Here is an 18,795-nt window from a genome sequence, read left to right as displayed (position 1 = left end):
AAAATGTTTAAACAAAAACTGGTCCTTATAGGGAACGGAATGGCGGGATTACGCTGTGTTGAATCAATTATCAGGAATGATCCGGCTGCTTTTGAGATTACTGTTTTTGGCAGTGAACCACACGTCAACTATAACCGAATCTTATTGTCGACTGTGCTCCAAGGCAACACTTCTTTTGAAGATATTACGATAAATGATCGAAACTGGTATACGAAGAACAATATCCAATTGTTCACAGGGGAAACGGTTGTAAAAATTGATAAAGAGACTCGGAAGTTAAAAACGGACAAGAAACGGGAAGTTTACTACGATAAGCTGATAATTGCCACAGGTTCTGTCCCGTTTATTCTTCCTGTTACCGGTGTTGATAAAGAAGGCGTCATTGCATTTCGGACGATTGAAGATTGCCAAAAGATGATTGAAACTTCACGCAAATATAAAAAAGCTGTCGTTATTGGAGGTGGTTTATTAGGTTTAGAAGCAGCGAGAGGGCTGTTAAACCTTGGTATGGAAGTGCATGTCGTTCATATTGCTGACCATTTAATGGAAAGGCAGCTTGATTCAAAGGCATCACTTTTGCTGCAAAAAGAGTTGGAGAACCAGGGAATGAACTTTCTTTTGAAAAAGGAAACACAGGAGTTAATCGGCAACGAACGTGTAGAGCGCGTCCGTTTTAAAGACGGAACGGAGCTGGAAGCAGATTTGGTCGTTATGGCTGTGGGAGTCAGACCGAATATTCAGTTGGCCAAAGAAAGCGGAATTGATACAAATCGTGCCATTATTGTAAACGATTATTTAGAAACCAGCATCCCAAATATTTATGCGGTTGGTGAATGTGCTGAACATCAAGGCATTGTTTATGGACTGGTGAAACCTCTATATGAACAAGGTGAAGTGCTGGCAAAGCATATTTGTGAGATGAAATGCAACGGATACCAAGGCTCGGTCCTGTCCACCCAGTTGAAAATATCAGGAGTTGAGTTATTCTCTGTTGGAGATTTCATTGGTGATGTAACAACGAAATCAATCACAACTATTGATGAATTAGATGGTGTTTATAAAAAGGTGGTTTTTCAAGGGAAAAAAATAATAGGTGCTGTGCTGTATGGAGATACAAACATCAGCTCGCGATTACTCGATATGATTTTAAAGCGCCAAGTAGTATCATCAGAGGAAAAGCGTGCACTGTTCCAATCACCAAGTACGGGTGAGGGAATAATCGCTTCGATGGCAAACCATGAAATCATGTGCAATTGTAATGCTGTTTCAAAAGGTGCAATCATTGAAGCGGTTCAAAAAAAGGGATTAACAACAGTGGAACAAGTTAAACAATGCACAAAGGCTACCGGTTCTTGCGGTGGATGTAAGCCGGCAGTTACCGAGCTTTTGACCTATATTCAAAGTAATCTCTCTACTAAGGATGAGAAACAAACTGCGTTTTGCTCATGTACGACATTAACGGAAGATGAAGTCGTGTATAAAATGCAGCTCCAAGACTTAAAAACTGTCGAAGAAGCGATGGATGTTCTTCAATGGGGAAATGACGGAGGCTGTTCAACTTGCCGGCCGGCCCTTAGCTATTATTTAGGGATGATTCAACCAGAATACGAGATCAGGCAGCAAACCCTATTCATAAATGAAAAAAAGAATGCAACAGTTCAAAGTGATAATCGATACTCTATTATCCCGCAAATGTACGGCGGGATGACGAATGCGAAAGACCTGCGAAAAATTGCAAATGTTGCAGATAAATATGATATATCTCATGTGGCGGTAACAAGTGAACAAAGGATTCATTTAATGGGTGTGAAAAAAGAAGACCTTCCAGGTGTGTGGGCTGATTTAGACATGCCGTTAAGTTCAAAATATGGTAACACCGTTCAAAACGTCAAAACATGTATCGGTGAGAATGTTTGCTCTTGTGAAAAACAGCAATCCCTTTTACTTGCTGTAGATTTGGAAAAAAGATTGGAGCATGTATCAACACCTTATCGTATTAAGATGGGCATATCTGCTTGTATGCATAACGGTGCAGGATCAACAACGAAAGATATAGGTGTCATGGGCGTTGACAGGGGCTGGGAAATATATGTGGGCGGAAGCAGCGGACGTAATATTCGTGCCGGTGAACTGTTATGTATAGCCGGGACAAATGATGAAGCAATTGAAATCATCATCGGCTTTATTCAATATTATCGTGAAACAGCCAATTACTTAGAACGGACTTGGCAATGGATTGAACGAGTGGGTTTAATTCATGTTAGAGAAGTTTTGTTTGATAATGAACTTAGCCAGCAACTATCCCAACGATTGGAAATGGCGTAGATGAGTGAATGAACTAAGTGGAATTACCTTCAGATAAACGGATAATGTTTGTATCAGAAGAAATCAAAGAGTAGAGGGTGAGCAGCCTTGACTGAATTATTATTAAAATATTTCCGCACGAAGCAACAAGAGGTCCAATCAGAAAAACGATATGAAACACAATGTCCATTTTGCAGTATGCAATGTAAGATGCAGCTGTTGGAACAAACAATAGTGACAAGAAAAAAGTATATGACGATTGGAAAAGATAATCCAACCTCAGAGGGGCGCTTATGCATTAAAGGAATGAATGCACACCAACATGCATTGCATAACGACCGAATCAAATACCCATTACTTAAAAAAAATGGTGAATTTATTCGAATATCTTGGGAGGAGGCATTAAATCACATTAAGGAGAATTTCACAAGAATTCAAGCGGAAGATGGTGTAAATGCCTTATCTGTATATGGGAGTGCATCCATTTCAAATGAAGAAGCATATTTGCTTGGAAAATTTGCAAGAGTAGCTTTAAAAACAAAGTATATAGATTATAATGGCCGATTGTGCATGTCCGCAGCTGCTTCGGCAGCAAGCCAAACGTTTGGTATGGACAGGGGCCTAACCAACAGCTTATCAGAGGTTCCGTTCACAAAGTGCATTATCTTGGCGGGCACGAATATTGCGGAATGCCAGCCGACAATCATGCCATACTTCGAAAAAGCGAAACAAAATGGGGCATATATCATTGCTGTAGATCCAAGAGAAACAGCAACAACGAAAATGGCCGACTTACATCTAAAAGTAAAACCAGGGATGGATGCCGCCTTGGCAAACGGATTTTTGAAAGTGATCATTGAAGAAGGTTTTACTGATGAAGCATTTATCCGGGACCGTGCAAATGGCTACAACGAAGTTAAAGAGTATGTTACATCTTTAAAGTTGGAGGAAATTGCAGAAATGACAGGGGTGCCTATCGACCAAATTCAAAAAGCGGCTGCAATGTTCGGTAAAGAAGAATCAGGAATGATTTTTACAGCAAGGGGAGTTGAACAGCAAACAGATGGTTCGGCCGCCGTTCGTAATTTTCTTAATATTCTTATTGCTACAGGGAAAATTGGAAAAGTGAATTCGGGTTATGGAGCTATCACTGGACAGGGAAATGGGCAGGGAGCAAGAGAACATGGCCAAAAGGCTGACCAGCTGCCGGGGTATCGTATGATTGAAAATGAGGAACATAGATTACATATTGCAAGAATATGGGGAATTGATGAAGCCGATTTGCCGCGTAAAGGCGTATCGGCATACGAATTGATAGAGAAGATAAATGAAGGTGAAATTACAGGCATGTTTTTAATGTGTTCCAATCCAATTGTTTCAAATCCCAATGCTAACTTTGTCAAAAAGGCTTTGAAAAAATTAAAGTTTCTTGTCGCAGTAGACATGTTCGTTTCTGAAACTGCTAGATTGGCAGATTTAATTTTACCTACTTCGTCTTATTTAGAGGATGAAGGAACGATGACAAATTTAGAAGGACGGGTGACCTTGCGGGAAGCCAGTTTTTCCTCCCCTGGGGAAGTGAAGCATGATTGGCAAATCATTTGTGATATAGCAAAAGCTCTTGGAAAAGAGGAGTATTTCCCCTTTCAATCTGCGAAAGAGATTTTCGAAGAATTGAGAATGGCAAGCCGCGGGGGGACCGCTGATTATTATGGTATAACATATGATCGATTAAGAAAAGAAGGAGGCATATTGTGGCCATGCCCAACCATTGACCATAAAGGGACAAAAAGGTTATTCGAAAAGTCCTTTGCCCATCCGGATGGAAAGGCGGCCATGGTTGTGGTTAATAATGTGCCTTTTGTTCCAAAAGAACAGCCATGTACGGATTTTCCCCTTTATTTAACAACAGGGAGAATCATGTCACATTATTTAACGGGAGTACAAACGAGAAAAAGCTCATCATTAGCCGCCAGAAATTTCGAATCATATATGGAAATCCATCCGGAAACAGCAAAGAAATATCATATTCCAGACAATACATTGGTGAAAATCGAATCAAGGCGGGGAAGTATTGTTGTAAGAAGCAAATGGTCAGCAACCATTCGCCATGATACAATTTTCGTTCCTTTTCATTGGGCAGACTCACAAAATGTCAATCGCCTCGTTTCACAGGATTTAGACCCGACATGCAAAATGCCTGGCTTCAAAGTCAGTGCTGTAAAAGTTCATCCAATAGTTGAGTTAACGTCTCATTAAGGGAGGTTTTCTTCCCGTTCATCATAATGTATTTTTGGTTTTATCATAATTGAACAGCAGAGCCTGATTACACAGGGCTTTCATGACTAAACAACAAAAGGGGAAAAAGGATGCAAAAAGGTAAGGTCTATATTGTTGGTGCCGGACCTGGTGATCCGGACTTAATTACTGTCAAGGCAATCAAATGCATCGCGGAAGCGGATGTCATCTTGTATGATCGATTGGTAAATCGTGAATTGCTTTTATACGGTAAACCTGAAGCTGAATATATTTATTGCGGTAAAGCGCCTGGTAAACATTATGTCCCTCAAGAGGACATTCACCAATTGTTAATTAGTAAATCAATGGAGGGAAAAACGATTGTTCGTCTAAAAGGGGGAGATCCTTTCATCTTTGGACGAGGCGGTGAGGAAGCAGAAGTACTAGTAAAGCACGGAATTCAATTTGAAATAGTTCCTGGAATCACGTCTGGAATCGCTGCGCCAGCTTATGCTGGAATTCCAGTGACTCACAGGGAATGGGGGAGTTCCTTCGCAATTGTCACGGGACACTGCGTGACCGGCAAACCTGATAACATCAATTGGCATCATTTGGCACATGGTGTTGACACCATTGCAATTTATATGGGTATTAAAAACCTGCCATATATCTGTAAACAATTACAATCCTGCGGAAAGAAGCCTGAAACCGCCATCGCTGTCATCGAACAAGGAACGACAGGTTTTCAACGAACTTTTACAGGAACAATCGACTCAATAGTGGGGATTATTACAAGAGAGCAGGTTGCCAATCCCGCAATGATTGTAATAGGAGAAGTGGTGAAATTATCCGAGAAGCTATCATGGTTTTCAGAGAAGACAAAAGATAAGGAGTTCGCTTAGAAGAGGAATGATTAGCCAAAAAACTTTTACTGTAATGAAAATGAAAACTGGACATGAAAGTCATCATGTCCAGTTTTTATAGATGTAAAGTGAATTTGTTACCTGGCTAATCGAAGTTTGAAATATGCATAGTTACGGTATGTAGTGAATCGGCTTATAATTGCGGTTGCTTAGCGAAAATCAATTGCGTAGGCCAAAGTGTGCATTTAATTGGCCCTGCAGCATTTTTTTTCGCATTTTTTCCTGTTCAATTTTTCTGTTCTCTTTTAATTTTTCCTGCCTAATTTCATTGGTTTGCACTCCATCCTCTATTTTATCGGCAATTTCCACTAATGCCTTAACGTCGGAAAAAGAGTATTTACGGTTACCCCCCTTAGATCTTTCGGGGAAAACGAGTTTTCTTTCTTCATAGTAACGGATTTGTCTATCGGATAGTCCAGTTAATTCTCTGACCACCCCTATGGAAATTACTTTTCTGTCTAAATAAGTTTCTTTTTGCTGGACGATGAAAATCACCTCATTTTGGATTTATGCTAGATCAATAAGGATATTATATCCTAATTTTCTGAATATTTGTAATAAAAACTAACATTAATTATTAATTTTCAAAAACTATGTAAGATTTTATTACACACTTGTGGCGATAAAAAGTGACGTCACCTATAATCAATCATATCATCCTTTCAAAAAAATCTTATTGGAGGACAAAACATGGCTAAGCAGAAATTGGCACTCATTGGGAATGGTATGGCTGGAGTAAGATGTATAGAAGAAATTTTGAAAATTCAACCGGAAAGGTTTGAGGTGACTGTCTTCGGAAGTGAGCCGCATCCGAATTATGATCGAATCCAACTATCGAATGTATTGCAAGGGGCTACGACGATAGATGATATAACAATAAATGATTGGAACTGGTACAAAGAAAACAATATTACACTTTTTTCTGGTGAAACTGTCACGAACATCGACACCACTAAGCAAATCATATATTCAGATGCAAATCGTGAAGTCGCATATGATCGATTAATTTTAGCTACCGGATCAATCCCATTCATTTTACCGATAAACGGAGCTGATAAAAAAGGAGTGACAGCCTTTCGAAATATTGAAGACTGTGAAAAAATGATCGAATATTCAAAAAATAACAAAAAGGCTGCTGTCATTGGTGGAGGATTACTGGGTCTTGAAGCAGCCAGGGGTCTTTTGAATCTAGGTATGCAGGTAGATGTTATTCACCTTTCGGAATATTTGATGGATAGGCAGTTAGATCCTGCAGCAGGAAAAATGCTGCAAAGGGAACTTGAAAGCCAGGGGATGAATTTTTATCTTGGGAAACAGACTCAGGAGGTTTTAGGTGAAATTGATGTCAAAGGATTGCGCTTTAGTGATGGCGAGGAAATCAGCGCCGATTTAGTGGTCATGGCCGTTGGGATTAAGCCAAATGTTGCTATGGCCCAAGATTGCGGCATCCCTGTCAATCGAGGAATTATCGTAAACGATTATATGGAGACAAGAATCCCGAATATTTTTGCAGTCGGTGAATGTGCGGAACACCGTGAAATGGTATATGGTTTGGTCGCTCCCCTATATGAACAGGGCAAAGTATTGGCCAAAAGGATTTGCGGCCTCGAAGACAAAGCTTACGAGGGTTCAGTGCTGTCTACTAAGTTAAAAATATCTGGTGTTGATGTATTTTCGGCTGGAGAAATTTTCGAGGATGAACAAACTAAATCAATCAAGGAATTTAATGAATGGAATGGCACTTACAAAAAAGTAATGATTCGAAATGGAAAAATTTCTGGTGCGGTATTATTCGGGGATACAAAGGAAAGCAATAACCTATTGAGCATGATCAATAAAAATGCCGAGGTTTCCGAATATTTAAACGCTGGAACGAGTGAAACTAGTGTTAGTCTTGTCACTGCGATGTCAAATGAGGAAATCATCTGTGGTTGTAATGGAGTAACCAAGGGCGATATTATGACGGCTATCGAATCTAATGGGTTAACAAGTATTGAGGAAGTAAAAGGCTGCACCAGTGCTTCGAGATCATGCGGAGGGTGTAAGCCGTTAGTCGGTGATATTCTCGAGCTGACATTAGGCGCTGAATTCAGTAAGTCAAACCAGAAGGAATCCATATGCACGTGCACCACATTATCCAGAGATGAGGTTGTTGCTGAAATACGCGAAAAAAATCTGACCCATACTCGGGAAGTCATGAATGTTCTCGGCTGGAATACAAGTGATGGTTGCTCGAAGTGTAAACCGGCACTGAACTATTACTTAGGCATGATCCATCCTGTTGAATATGAAGATGAAAAAGAATCCCGCTATGTCAATGAAAGGCTACATGCAAATATTCAAAAGGATGGTACATTTTCCGTTGTGCCAAGAATGTATGGAGGTGTCACTAATCCTGATCAATTACGGAAAATAGCAAATGTCGCCGATAAGTATAATGTTAAGTTACTTAAGGTTACAGGCGGGCAAAGAATAGATTTGTTCGGCGTTGAAAAAGAAGACCTTCCAAAAGTATGGGCTGACCTGGATATGCCTTCTGGATATGCTTATGGAAAAACCCTTCGAACTGTGAAAACATGCGTCGGTGAAAACTTTTGCCGCTTTGGCACCCAAGATTCAATTGGGCTGGGCGTTGCCCTGGAGAAGAAATTTGAACGTGTAGGCACACCGCATAAGGTTAAGATGGCTGTGTCGGCATGTCCTCGTAATTGTGCTGAATCCGGTATCAAAGATCTTGGTGTTGTCGGAGTGGACGGTGCATGGGAAATTTATATTGGCGGCAACGGCGGAACCCATTTAAGAGCTGCTGAATTATTATGCAAAGTGAAAACAAGTGATGAGGTAATTGAAATTACGGGTGCATACATCCAACATTATCGAGAGACTGCCAATTATTTAGAAAGAACATCTGTCTGGGTTGAGCGTGTAGGGTTCGATACCATTAAGGCGATTATTGGTGATAAGCAAAAAAGGATGGAGCTTAATCAACGCTTGGATGAGGCCTTATCCGTATTGCAAGAACCGTGGAAAGAAATCATTGAGAGCAATGCAATCCAAACCGGTTTATTCCAAAAAGTGAAAATTCCAGCTATATCAAATAAATGAATATGGGGGCAGCCTAAATGGGGAAAACTCTTCAAAAGATAAAGGTTTCAACAGTAAATGAGATGCCAAAAAACCTGGGGAAAACAGTAACCATAGGCTCTCATGAAATTGCTCTTTTTCATTTGGCAAATGGTGAATTCCGGGCCATTGAAAATCGTTGCCCACATAAAGGTGGGGTTCTGGTGGAAGGCATTGTAAGTGGTGATCACGTCTTTTGCCCGATGCATGACTGGAAAATCAGTGTCAAGAATGGAGAAGTCCAAAAACCTGATAATGGTTGCGTAAGGACATTCAATGTTGAAATAGAAGATGATAATGTTTATATAGTTTTATAACCAGCTGCTATGGATAGTCTCTTAGACTATCCATCTTGTAGACAAAAGGGTTCTTTCTAAAAGTTAAAACAAGTTGATTGGATCGGGTGTTCGAGACTCCTGCGGGAAAAGCACGTCCAGGGGAGACCCCGCGCAAAGGCGCCGAGGAGGCTCCCGGACCGCCCGCAGAAAGCGAGTGCCTGGAGGCAACATTCATTGCACAAACCATAAAAAAACTAAAGACAGACTCGATTTTCATTGAGTTTGTCTACAGTCTGCTGGATAGTCTCTTAGACTATCCATTTTTTCTTTGCGGTGTTTTGAACTAAATTTCCCTGGCAGAACAATTGATAAATATTTCCAAAGGCAATATACTTTCTAGTATAGGGATTTCTTTTTTAAAACGAATGAATGTAAGCGATTTCGATGAACGAATGAATAAAGTTATAGGGGAAGGTTGGCGTTTTTATGAACAAATTATCTGTTGGTGTTTTTACCTTTATGCTGTATTTTGTTCCTTTATCAAATACACCTGGAATAGCAGAAGTAAAACCAGATTACAAGCTTTATGTAATGGCCCCATTGGGTGAAATAACAGATTGGGAGGCATTTGAAGCACAGTTAACCCAGTTGAAGGAAAATGGAGTATATGCAATAACGACAGATATTTGGTGGGGATTAGTCGAGAGTAAAAAAGATAATCAGTTTGATTGGTCTTATTATAAAAAATACGCTGAAACCGTAAAAGCTTCTGGTTTAAAATGGGTGCCCATTTTGTCTACACATCAATGCGGCGGTAATGTGGGGGACGATTGCAACTATCCCATCCCGAGTTGGCTCTGGAATAAAGACACTCTAGAAAACATGGCATTCAAGAGTGAAAGTGGTTTCTGGAATAAGGAAGTACTTGCTCCTTGGTGGGAAGGTACAGCCGATCAGTACAACGAATTGTATAAATCCTTTGCAGTGAACTTTGCTGATAAGAAGGATTTAATAGCTAAAATATATTTAAGTGCAGGGCCAGCTGGGGAACTAAGATACCCCTCCTATCAAAATGCTGATGGCTGGGAATATCCTGAAAGGGGACAGCTCCAAGCTTATACAGAAGGAGCGAAACGTGATTTCAGGCTTAACATGAGAGAAAAATATTCAACAATAAAAAAATTAAATGCTGCCTGGGGCAAAACGTATAAAAACTGGAAAGAGGTTCAGCCGCCAGGAAATGGGGATGAATTTTTCACCAGGGGCGGAGCAATCGACACTCAATTTGGATACGACTTTATGCAGTGGTATCAAGGTGCACTCGAAAAGCATCTTGCAAAAATCTCTAAATTTGCCCATAAACATTTTGATGAAGTCTTTGGCGTTCCAATTGGAGCTAAAATCTCAGGAGTCCATTGGAAAATGAATGATCCAGTACTGCCGCATTCAGCAGAGTATAGTGCAGGGTATTATAACTACTCCCAATTATTGAATCAATTTAAAAAATCGAAGATGGCCCTCACGTTCACCTGTTTGGAAATGGGAGATCAAGATGCACATACTGCGCCTTCATATAGCGCTCCTAAGACGTTGGTGACCCATATTGCTTCTTTGGCTAACGAAAAAGGAATTTCATTAAACGGGGAAAATGCACTCCCGCTGATCAACAATGAAGCGGGCTTTGACAATATAGCAGAAATGGTTTTTAACCATGATTTTGAGGGATTTACCTTGCTAAGGATGTCCTATTTATTCGACGATGAAGGAAATCCAACAAATGAGTTCAGGATGTTGGCTGATAAATTGAAAGGCATGTCCATTCCAGTTACATTCACAGTTGAAAATGTACCTGCCACACATGGAGTTTACTTAATTGGGGATAGAGGAGAAATAGGCAGATGGAATCCTGAGGATTACGAATATAAACTCACTCAAAGCACAGAAGGCAGCTGGAGTGGAACATTTCTATTAGCCGAAAATCGATTTTATGAATTCAAGTTCGTCCTAAAAGATGAAAATGGCAATATCACATGGCAAGATGGGGAAAATAATAGTTATAAAACTCCTTTGAGTGGAGAAGGAAACTATAAAACTGCTTGGTAATTGAAGAAATGATGTCTTTCATTTTGCAAGCTTAAACTGTTTCTATCGAAATTTTAAAACCATTATTTCCAAAAATGGCGGTTCGAAAAGCTCTCACAACCATGTTCTATAGGTAAACTTAGTTATCCATCTTGTTTTTACACATAAATATATGGATGAACCCCTGAATAGATTGAAGAAATTTGCGACACTCCTGCCGAAAAGCTGGCTAGCCGAGACCCCACAGAGGCTTGCGTCGAGAAGGCTTGGCAGGCAGTCAGCGGAAAGGTAGCGGATTTCTTAAATCACCTGGAATGTTTTTTTGAGTGTTTCAATCTAAAATTTAATACAAAGTCGATTGGAACCAGTGTTCGAGACTCCTGCGGGAAGGGCGCGTCCAGAGGCGCACTGGGCGCAAGACCACCCATGGAAAGCGAGTGCCTTAAGGCAATGTTCAAATTTTACAGTATGACTAACTAATTAGGTATTGTGGGAAGAATATAAGGTATGGAAAGTCATCAAAAGTTAGAGTATAAGAAATCCAGAAGCCCAGTGCACTGTATATTTACGCACTGACCCCATTGGGGAAATATTTTTAAATAATAAAATGATATGCATTTACGTTAAATGGAAATACGGACTATTTTTAGAACAGAACAAAACAACAAGAAAGGGAGGAATTGAAATATATGAAGACAATGATTACATGGACAGGGGAACTGGCATTTTCTGGCACAACTCCGTCGGGACATGAAATTAAGATGGATGCTGCCGAAGAAGCAGGAGGAAAAAATAGCGGAGCCAGACCCACGGAGTTACTTTTACATTCTCTTGCTGGGTGCACAGGTATTGATATTGTAATGATATTAAAAAAAATGCGATTTGAAACAAAGGCCTTTCAAATAGAAATAGAAGGGGCACGATCGGAAAATCATCCTAAACGGTTTACCGATTTTCATATTCACTATTTATTAGAGGGTGATCTGCCTGAAGATAAAGTGGTCCGTGCAATTCAATTATCCAAAAATACGTACTGTTCAGTATATCACTCATTAAATGCCAACATTAAAATCAGCTATTCGATAAATGGTGTTAAAGGAAAACAAGAATTATAATTTAATGGCTTTAACTGAAAGTAGTTTATACATTTTTCATATAAGAAAAACAGCCTTCATTTCATAAGCAAATGGAGGCTGTTTTCGACTGAAATGAACATCCTTGTTTCACGGATAATCATCCATACCAAAACGTGCAAATCTCAGAAAATAATCCCTCTACATGTTAATCCTAGTCGTATTCTAAAAAAAAATCATTCTCCAATTTATTTTCAAGGTAACATAACTCCATTTTTCGAAGAAAAGGGTTTATTTAGTCAGCAAGTAATCAAATTGTAATGGTTTGTCATTGGAATGCCCTTGATGTTATGAGTTTATCCATATAAACTTTAGATACTATTGAGGAGTGGTTAAGTTGAAAGAGATAACAATTGACAAATTAATTTTTAAAAATCATTTATCGATGATTGAACAATATTCATTGAAAGATTTCATGTTTAAGTGGCTCGGCAGCCCTGAAGAAGGATTAGATGATCTTCTTCCGCTTACATACACAGATCAAGTTTTTGCAAAAATGGAAACGACATTGGAGACAAAAATAAAGATTCACGGCGAAGAAACCTTCAGATATGTCACCATTACGGAAGATAATCAAATTGTAATAGGGGGCTTAGACTCGAATCAAGAGTTAAAGTTTAGAATTGTGTCCCTGGAGGAGCGATTGAAAAGCTACTAAAACTTTAGACTTAGCATTTTCAGACAGATAAATATTTTAGGCCGTTCCTTTTTATTTAAGGAATGGCCTTCAAACTGTCGACAAACTCGATAAAATTCGAGTTTGTCGACAGTTTTTTTTACGGTTTTTACAATTTGAACGCTGATTTCCTCTCCAGGCACTCGCTTTCCGCGGGCGGTCCGTGAGCCTTCTCGGCGCCTTTGCGCCTACGGGATCTCCCCTGGACTAGCTTTTCCCGCAGAAGTCTCGCACACCCGCTCCAATCAACTTTGTTTTAAACTTTTAGATAGAACCATTTTGCCTAAAGTCTTCATTGTTAAAAATGGAATTACTAATACTTGAGGTGATGAGGATGCTTTCTAAACATTATTCCATTCAGCTAGTCAACTGGAAGTGATTACTTTATATCAACTGATGCCAGCTAACCATTTAGTTCGTAAAATTGAGGCTGCCAGTGACTTCTCTTTGAATTTATTAATTCCGAAGTCCTTTTGTCTACAAACTGAAGGCCGTTCCTTTTTATTTTTTTTTCACGTTTAGAGCAGCGTTAAATTCCATTTAAGGTTCATAACTGCACTAAAAGTAAAAGGAAAATCCATACCTAGAGTAAATCTTTAAATTTCTGGAATTTTGGATTAATTTAACAAAATATAAACGATTATAGATTTGTCTTAGTGTATTATAAAGTAATGAAGTCGATTAAATTAATTGGGGGGATTTGAGATGAGCGAGACGTTGAAAAGTTCGATAAAAATGCTTTTGAAAGAAACGTTTGAAGGACCGGGAAATGATGGGAGCTATTATACTGATTCAAGACCGAATACAGGGATTTTTGGGACACTTGATGGTTTAACCGCAGAAGACGCTTCACGTTCCATAAATGGATCAACCATTGCTGCTCACTCAGACCACACACGGTATTATTTATGGGTAATCCGAACAATGATTAGTGGCACAGACTTTGAAAAAGACTGGGACGCAAGCTGGACCATTGCTCAAGTTGATGAGGTGAAATGGGCGGAAATAAGGGAGGGATTACATAAGGAATATGTAACTCTTTTCAAAGAAATCGATACAATCGATTTAGGAAAATGGCTGACAAATGTAAATGCGACCATTGCCCACTCAGCTTATCATCTTGGAGCATTACGTCAAATGTTAAAAGTCTTGAAATAGACAAATAATTTATTATATCGAGGGTTTGTAATTGATTTCCTCTTCAGGCACTCGCTTTCCGCGGGCGGTCCGGGAGCCCCCTCGGCGCTCTTGCGCCTACGGGGTCTCCTTGAACACGCTTTTCCCGCAGGAGTCTCGCACACCCGATCCAATCAATATGAAAGCAGAATTTAAAATTTGTCCACCATTAATTCCCCCGTATCACCCTCACCCTCTGGATTTCCTCCTATCAAATGTGTCTCATATCTGCTTTCGAATATCGGGGGATATACTTCCTTTCTCGAATGATACGATCATAATCTCTGCCCAATTTGTCTAGTGAATCAAGGAATAATAAACCTCCGCCCTCGCGAATGATTAAGAGCATTGCCTGATATTGAGGCCGGTTAAATTCTTTCCACTTTGCTTATCAATGAGGATATATCGCTGCTTACTTCCAAGCTTACGAAGTTTTTTAGGATGCCCGTTTTCGATTCTGATCTTTTGCAAAAAAAGCGGCTAACAATTGGTTATTTATGTATAAGTGTTAGTTTCTTAACAAATGTACTGTATCAAACAGGGAAATTTAGTTGTAAAAGGATCTAATAAGGTTGAAGCTTAATCTTTTGAACAACTAGAAAATAAGGAACCTATATACTTGATGATAGGAGAATAAAACAAATACCATGTGTCAATACTAAAATTGACAGGACACCGATTGGTGTCATATAATAAAAGACACCAATCGGTGTCCAATTAAAAGGGGGGGTGATTTTGAACGAGAAAAATCAAGAGCGTGATATTTATGCAGCCATCGCTGACCCAACAAGACGTAAATTGCTACGTTTGTTGGCGGACGTGGAAGAATTGCCACTCAATGAGTTGACTATACATTTTGAAATGGGCCGTACTGCGGTTTCAAAGCATTTGACAATCCTTAAAGAGGCTGGTCTCGTAATCAGCAGAAAGATCGGCAGGGAAACGCGTTATCGGCTGAATGCTGCCCCGTTGAGGGAAATTGAGGATTGGGTATCGTTTTACAGGAAATTCTGGAGTGAAAGAATGCTGCTTTTAAACCAAATATTAGAGGAGGAACAAAAGATGAATTTAACAGTATCACAAGATTTTAATTTTAAGAGCCCAATCGAGAAGGTATGGCTCGCCTTAACGGATGCAAATACTCTTGCGAAGTGGGTAATGGCTAATGATATTAAACCTGTCGTCGGACATAAATTTCAGTTCCGGAATGAACAGTGGAATTTAGTTATCGATTCCGAAGTTCTTGAAGTTGAGGAGCCTTATAGATTATCTTACACTTGGGTAGGTAGCGGGATAAACACTACAGTCACATGGACATTAAAGCACGAGGATGGAACAACCTATTTACATCTTGAACAATCAGGATTCGAAAAAGAAGATCAAGCGTTCAATGGTGCGAAATATGGTTGGGCGAAAATGGGCGAAGATCTTAATAAATTGTTAGAGGAAATGTAAGATCAAATCTCTGAACCTGTTTTTTAGTTTTTAGCTAACGCATAAGAAAAGCAAACTGCTCGGAAAGAGGAGTGTTCCGTGATGTCAAATAGTAGAATGAATCCTAAGGTTGATGAATTTTTAGGTAAAGCTAAAAAGTGGAAGGAAGAATATGAGACGCTGAGAAATATCGTTCTTGACTGTGGGCTGACCGAAGAATTTAAGTGGATGCATCCTTGTTACACGTTTGAGAAAAAAAACATCGTTTTAATACATGGATTTAAAGAATATTGTGCGCTTCTGTTTCACAAAGGTGCCTTGTTAAAGGATACCCATGGGATTCTAATCCAACAAACGGAGAATGTACAGGGGGCGCGCCAGATTCGGTTCACCAATCTTCAAGAAATAGTTGCAACGGAAACCATTCTGAAAGCCTATATTCATGAGGCCATTGAAGTTGAAAAAGCCGGTTTGGAAGTGAATTTTAAAAAGAACGAAGAATTCATAATTCCTGATGAGCTTCAAAACAAATTCGATGAAATCCCTGCCTTGAAAACGGCTTTTGAAGCATTGACCCCGGGACGGCAAAGAGCATACATTCTTCATTTTTCTCAACCGAAACAATCTAAAACTCGAGAGTCAAGAGTTGAAAAATGTATGCAGAATATTCTCAATGGAAAGGGATTAAAGGATTAGTATATTCGATAAGAAAAAAAGTAATGATCCTTAAAGAAACTAAGTAATGAAAATAATGTGTTATTCCATTATAGGGTTCTTTTATCGAGTAACAAAAAAGCCCAATTTCTCAATTTAATACTGGGAAATTGGGCTTTTTTTGAAATTTCGATTTAGGAAAATGGCTGACAAATGAAAATGCGACCACTGCCCACTCAGCTTATCTTCTTGGAGCGTTACGGCAAATGTTAATAAGCCTTGAAATTGAAATTACTTTAACATAAAAATGCCAATGTATCTATATGTTCCGAAGTGTCTCAATGCCAACCATGATTTTAAAGAAAGACATGTTTATCCTTCATTTTTTTAGAATGAAACCCCCATTAGATTGAAGAAATATGCGACACTCCTGCCCGAATAACTGGCTAGCAGAGTCTAAACAGACGCTTGCTTCGAGGAGGCTTGGCAGACAGGCGGCGGAAAGGGAGCGAAATTCTGAAATCAACTGGATTTTTAAAAAAAGCAAACTGGCTCTTCTTCTAATTTAAAATAAGAAGTCTATCTCTAACCTAAACCCCAGCAAAGGTTGCTGGGGTTAAATTTATTTGTTAAGACAGAATAACACAACTTTTTGTAGGAAATTGTTAGATTGTGTCAAGAATTCTTTGCATTTTAAAGGGTTCAAGCCCTTATTGGAGAAGTATATTATCATGGTGTTTTAGCCGAGAAACACTGACTGCAAGGATTTAGACACAGAAGGAGGGCTCTTAATTAAAAAGCAGCTGTTTAAACTAAGTATATTTTGCATGATAGTCTATGTTCAAACGCTTTGGTCTCCCGCTGTTTTTGCTGAACAAAAGACTTTTATAATTGCTGGAGAAAGTGCTCTTCCTCCATTTTCATTTGAAAATGAAGCTGGTGAGCTGACAGGCATCAATATTGATTTAATGGAGGAAATAGCAAAATATAATGGCGTAGATTTCAAATATATTCCGATGAGGATGGAAGAAGCCGAAAAAGCCTTGAGTAACGGAACAATTGATGCCATTGTTGGAAGTACCTATAATACCGAAAAAGATTACCGACTTGATTTCACTCAATCCTATTTTACAATGTCCCAATCAATAATCATTCCTAGTAAAAGGAAACAGGAAATTCATACGTTAACGGATCTACGTGATTCACATGTTGTCCTTGACCATAACACTCCAGTAATCAGTACTTTTCTCAATATGAGGAATACAAATTTAACGACCGTTTCGAATCAATACTCGGGTATTTTAACATTATTGAACAACCGTGCAGATGTATTCATCGGAAACAAATGGACTGCTGATTTCTATTTAAAAAAATTCCGCCAAGAAAAGAATTACATCATTCTTGATGAAGTCATTGAACCGGCGGATTATACGATTGCAGTAAAAAAAGGGAATCAATCGCTTCTTTTCATGATGGATAATACACTGACAGAACTTAAAGCAAACCGGAATATCAATGGGATAATTGATAAATGGGTCATGCCACAATCCAATCAAAAAATTGCTAGGCTGGAGCAATTCATATTCTGGTTGATTATCAGCTTAACTGCAGTAGCCCTTATCCTACTATTCATTTACATATGGAATCAAAAGCTAAAAAAATCCGTTCATAACCAGACGTTAAAATTACATTTATTAAATAAGGATTTAGAGAAACAAAGGCAAAACATCGCTAACGCTGAAGCATTCAAAGATCAAATCTTAAACAATATCAATAATGGAATCATCACATTCAATCTCGATTTCGTGATTACCAGCTGCAATGCAAAGGCATCGGACATTCTCAACATTTCCAAGGAAATGATTCTGAATCTTATGAATCATTCACAATTAATGAAGAATTTCGAAGCTTTACATCAAGAACAAAGGGAGAATAATCGCACGGGTTCTTTTCGGATCTTGGTACTTAATGAGGAAAATGAACAGAAGATGATTTCATATTCGATGCATAAGATGTTCAATTCTGAAGATATACAAACCGGATATTTGCTTTCCATGAGTGATGAGACGGAAAAGAAAACATTGGAGAAAAAATTGGTCACACAAGAAAAGCTGCACGCTCTTGGTCAACTCGTTGCAGGCGTCGCACATGAAATAAGGAATCCTTTGACATCGATAAAAACATTCATTGATTTACTTCCGAGTAAATATGATAATCCTCAATTCCGACAAGTTCTAATGGAACACTTGCCTACAGAAGTTAATCGTTTGAATGCGATTGTTACCGATTTAATTGAATATGCACGTCCGCGCCCTCCAAATATCACCAATTGTCACGCTCATGAACTTATATCATTACTTGCTTTTCATAAGGTGACAATGGAAAAAAACCAAATAAATTTCGAGCAGACGATTGAGGAGGACCTTATTTTTTATATAGATTTACAACAAATTCAACAAGTACTTCTTAACTTGGTGTTGAATTCGATTCATGCCGTTGAAGAAACAAAGGAAAAGACCATTAATATCACCATTGATAAAGAGAACGAAAAGACAGGGCGGATTACCATATCCGATACAGGAAAAGGGATGAAACAGGAGGAACTGAACCATATTTTCGAACCTTTTTTCACAAATAAAGAAAAGGGAGTCGGTTTGGGACTTACGTTATCGTATAGGCTAATTAAAGAGAATAACGGAGATATCCATGTGAAGAGTTATCCTAATTCAGGAACGAAATTCACCATTTTACTACCTTTATATATCGAATAGAAG

The 18,795-nt window shown here is 38.9% G+C and carries 13 protein-coding genes and 1 pseudogene; 13 read left to right on the top strand and 1 reads right to left on the bottom strand.

All coding sequences use genetic code 11. From position 1 onward, the window contains the following. Nucleotides 1–3 precede the first annotated feature (3 nt). The 3 genes from nirB (ACWF5P_RS14110) (at nt 4) to cobA (ending at nt 5,444) form a co-directional block, all read left to right on the top strand. Nucleotides 4–2,325, top strand: coding sequence for a nitrite reductase large subunit NirB (nirB, locus tag ACWF5P_RS14110; protein ID WP_434166958.1), 2,322 nt, complete (start codon nt 4–6; stop codon nt 2,323–2,325). A gap of 87 nt (nt 2,326–2,412) precedes the next feature. After that, on the top strand, nt 2,413–4,563 hold the full coding sequence (gene nasC, locus ACWF5P_RS14105) for an assimilatory nitrate reductase catalytic subunit NasC (RefSeq protein ID WP_434166957.1): 2,151 nt from the start codon (nt 2,413–2,415) through the stop codon (nt 4,561–4,563). A 110-nt stretch (nt 4,564–4,673) separates the two neighbouring features. Beyond that, nucleotides 4,674–5,444, top strand: a complete 771-nt coding sequence (gene cobA / locus ACWF5P_RS14100; RefSeq protein WP_434166956.1) for a uroporphyrinogen-III C-methyltransferase — start codon at nt 4,674–4,676, stop codon at nt 5,442–5,444. 180 nt (nt 5,445–5,624) lie between these two features. Here cobA and ACWF5P_RS14095 read toward each other — a convergent pair whose 3' ends face one another. Then, nucleotides 5,625–5,951: a MerR family transcriptional regulator gene (locus ACWF5P_RS14095; RefSeq protein ID WP_101222264.1), complete on the bottom strand. Its 327-nt coding sequence runs from the start codon at nt 5,949–5,951 to the stop codon at nt 5,625–5,627. Nucleotides 5,952–6,155: 204 nt separating this feature from the next. On the opposite strand from ACWF5P_RS14095, the gene nirB (ACWF5P_RS14090) reads away from it, so the two are divergent. From nirB (ACWF5P_RS14090) to ACWF5P_RS14045, 10 genes and pseudogenes are all read left to right on the top strand, one after another. After that, the gene (nirB, locus tag ACWF5P_RS14090) at nt 6,156–8,570 is read left to right on the top strand and encodes a nitrite reductase large subunit NirB (protein ID WP_434166955.1); all 2,415 of its coding nucleotides are present in this window, start codon (nt 6,156–6,158) and stop codon (nt 8,568–8,570) included. A 17-nt stretch (nt 8,571–8,587) separates the two neighbouring features. Beyond that, nucleotides 8,588–8,905, top strand: coding sequence for a nitrite reductase small subunit NirD (gene nirD / locus ACWF5P_RS14085; protein WP_101222192.1), 318 nt, complete (start codon nt 8,588–8,590; stop codon nt 8,903–8,905). A 447-nt stretch (nt 8,906–9,352) separates the two neighbouring features. Then, the gene (locus ACWF5P_RS14080) at nt 9,353–10,969 is read left to right on the top strand and encodes a family 14 glycosylhydrolase (protein WP_434166954.1); all 1,617 of its coding nucleotides are present in this window, start codon (nt 9,353–9,355) and stop codon (nt 10,967–10,969) included. A gap of 668 nt (nt 10,970–11,637) precedes the next feature. Next, a complete protein-coding gene (locus tag ACWF5P_RS14075) occupies nt 11,638–12,063 on the top strand; it encodes an OsmC family protein (RefSeq protein ID WP_101222189.1) in 426 nt (141 codons plus the stop codon). Between the two features lie 355 nt (nt 12,064–12,418). Then, on the top strand, nt 12,419–12,739 hold the full coding sequence (locus ACWF5P_RS14070; protein WP_063593579.1) for a hypothetical protein: 321 nt from the start codon (nt 12,419–12,421) through the stop codon (nt 12,737–12,739). A 723-nt stretch (nt 12,740–13,462) separates the two neighbouring features. Next, nucleotides 13,463–13,915: a hypothetical protein gene (locus tag ACWF5P_RS14065; RefSeq protein WP_434166953.1), complete on the top strand. Its 453-nt coding sequence runs from the start codon at nt 13,463–13,465 to the stop codon at nt 13,913–13,915. Between the two features lie 753 nt (nt 13,916–14,668). Beyond that, a pseudogene (locus ACWF5P_RS14060) lies at nt 14,669–14,995 on the top strand (ArsR/SmtB family transcription factor); the annotation flags it as partial. After that, entirely contained in the window at nt 14,996–15,388 is a 393-nt protein-coding gene (locus ACWF5P_RS14055) for an SRPBCC family protein (RefSeq protein WP_230176014.1), read from the top strand. Nucleotides 15,389–15,469: 81 nt separating this feature from the next. Further along, a complete protein-coding gene (locus tag ACWF5P_RS14050) occupies nt 15,470–16,063 on the top strand; it encodes a YdeI/OmpD-associated family protein (protein WP_427574229.1) in 594 nt (197 codons plus the stop codon). Between the two features lie 785 nt (nt 16,064–16,848). Beyond that, nucleotides 16,849–18,792 carry a transporter substrate-binding domain-containing protein gene (locus ACWF5P_RS14045; RefSeq protein WP_434166952.1) on the top strand — a complete coding sequence of 648 codons (1,944 nt, stop codon included), beginning with the start codon at nt 16,849–16,851 and terminating at the stop codon, nt 18,790–18,792. Nucleotides 18,793–18,795: the final 3 nt, after the last annotated feature.

The sequence above is a fragment of the Peribacillus sp. NPDC055009 genome, from assembly GCF_053608705.1.
This window is presented reverse-complemented; position numbering and strand designations above follow the sequence as displayed.

Coding starts and splice junctions, on each gene's coding strand:
- ACWF5P_RS14045 (WP_434166952.1), top strand. CDS start 16,849: ATGATAGTCTATGTTCAAACGCTTTGGTCTCCCGCTGTTTTTGCTGAA.
- nirB (WP_434166955.1), top strand. CDS start 6,156: ATGGCTAAGCAGAAATTGGCACTCATTGGGAATGGTATGGCTGGAGTA.
- cobA (WP_434166956.1), top strand. CDS start 4,674: ATGCAAAAAGGTAAGGTCTATATTGTTGGTGCCGGACCTGGTGATCCG.
- ACWF5P_RS14080 (WP_434166954.1), top strand. CDS start 9,353: ATGAACAAATTATCTGTTGGTGTTTTTACCTTTATGCTGTATTTTGTT.
- ACWF5P_RS14075 (WP_101222189.1), top strand. CDS start 11,638: ATGAAGACAATGATTACATGGACAGGGGAACTGGCATTTTCTGGCACA.
- ACWF5P_RS14065 (WP_434166953.1), top strand. CDS start 13,463: ATGAGCGAGACGTTGAAAAGTTCGATAAAAATGCTTTTGAAAGAAACG.
- ACWF5P_RS14055 (WP_230176014.1), top strand. CDS start 14,996: ATGAATTTAACAGTATCACAAGATTTTAATTTTAAGAGCCCAATCGAG.
- ACWF5P_RS14050 (WP_427574229.1), top strand. CDS start 15,470: ATGTCAAATAGTAGAATGAATCCTAAGGTTGATGAATTTTTAGGTAAA.
- nirD (WP_101222192.1), top strand. CDS start 8,588: ATGGGGAAAACTCTTCAAAAGATAAAGGTTTCAACAGTAAATGAGATG.
- nirB (WP_434166958.1), top strand. CDS start 4: ATGTTTAAACAAAAACTGGTCCTTATAGGGAACGGAATGGCGGGATTA.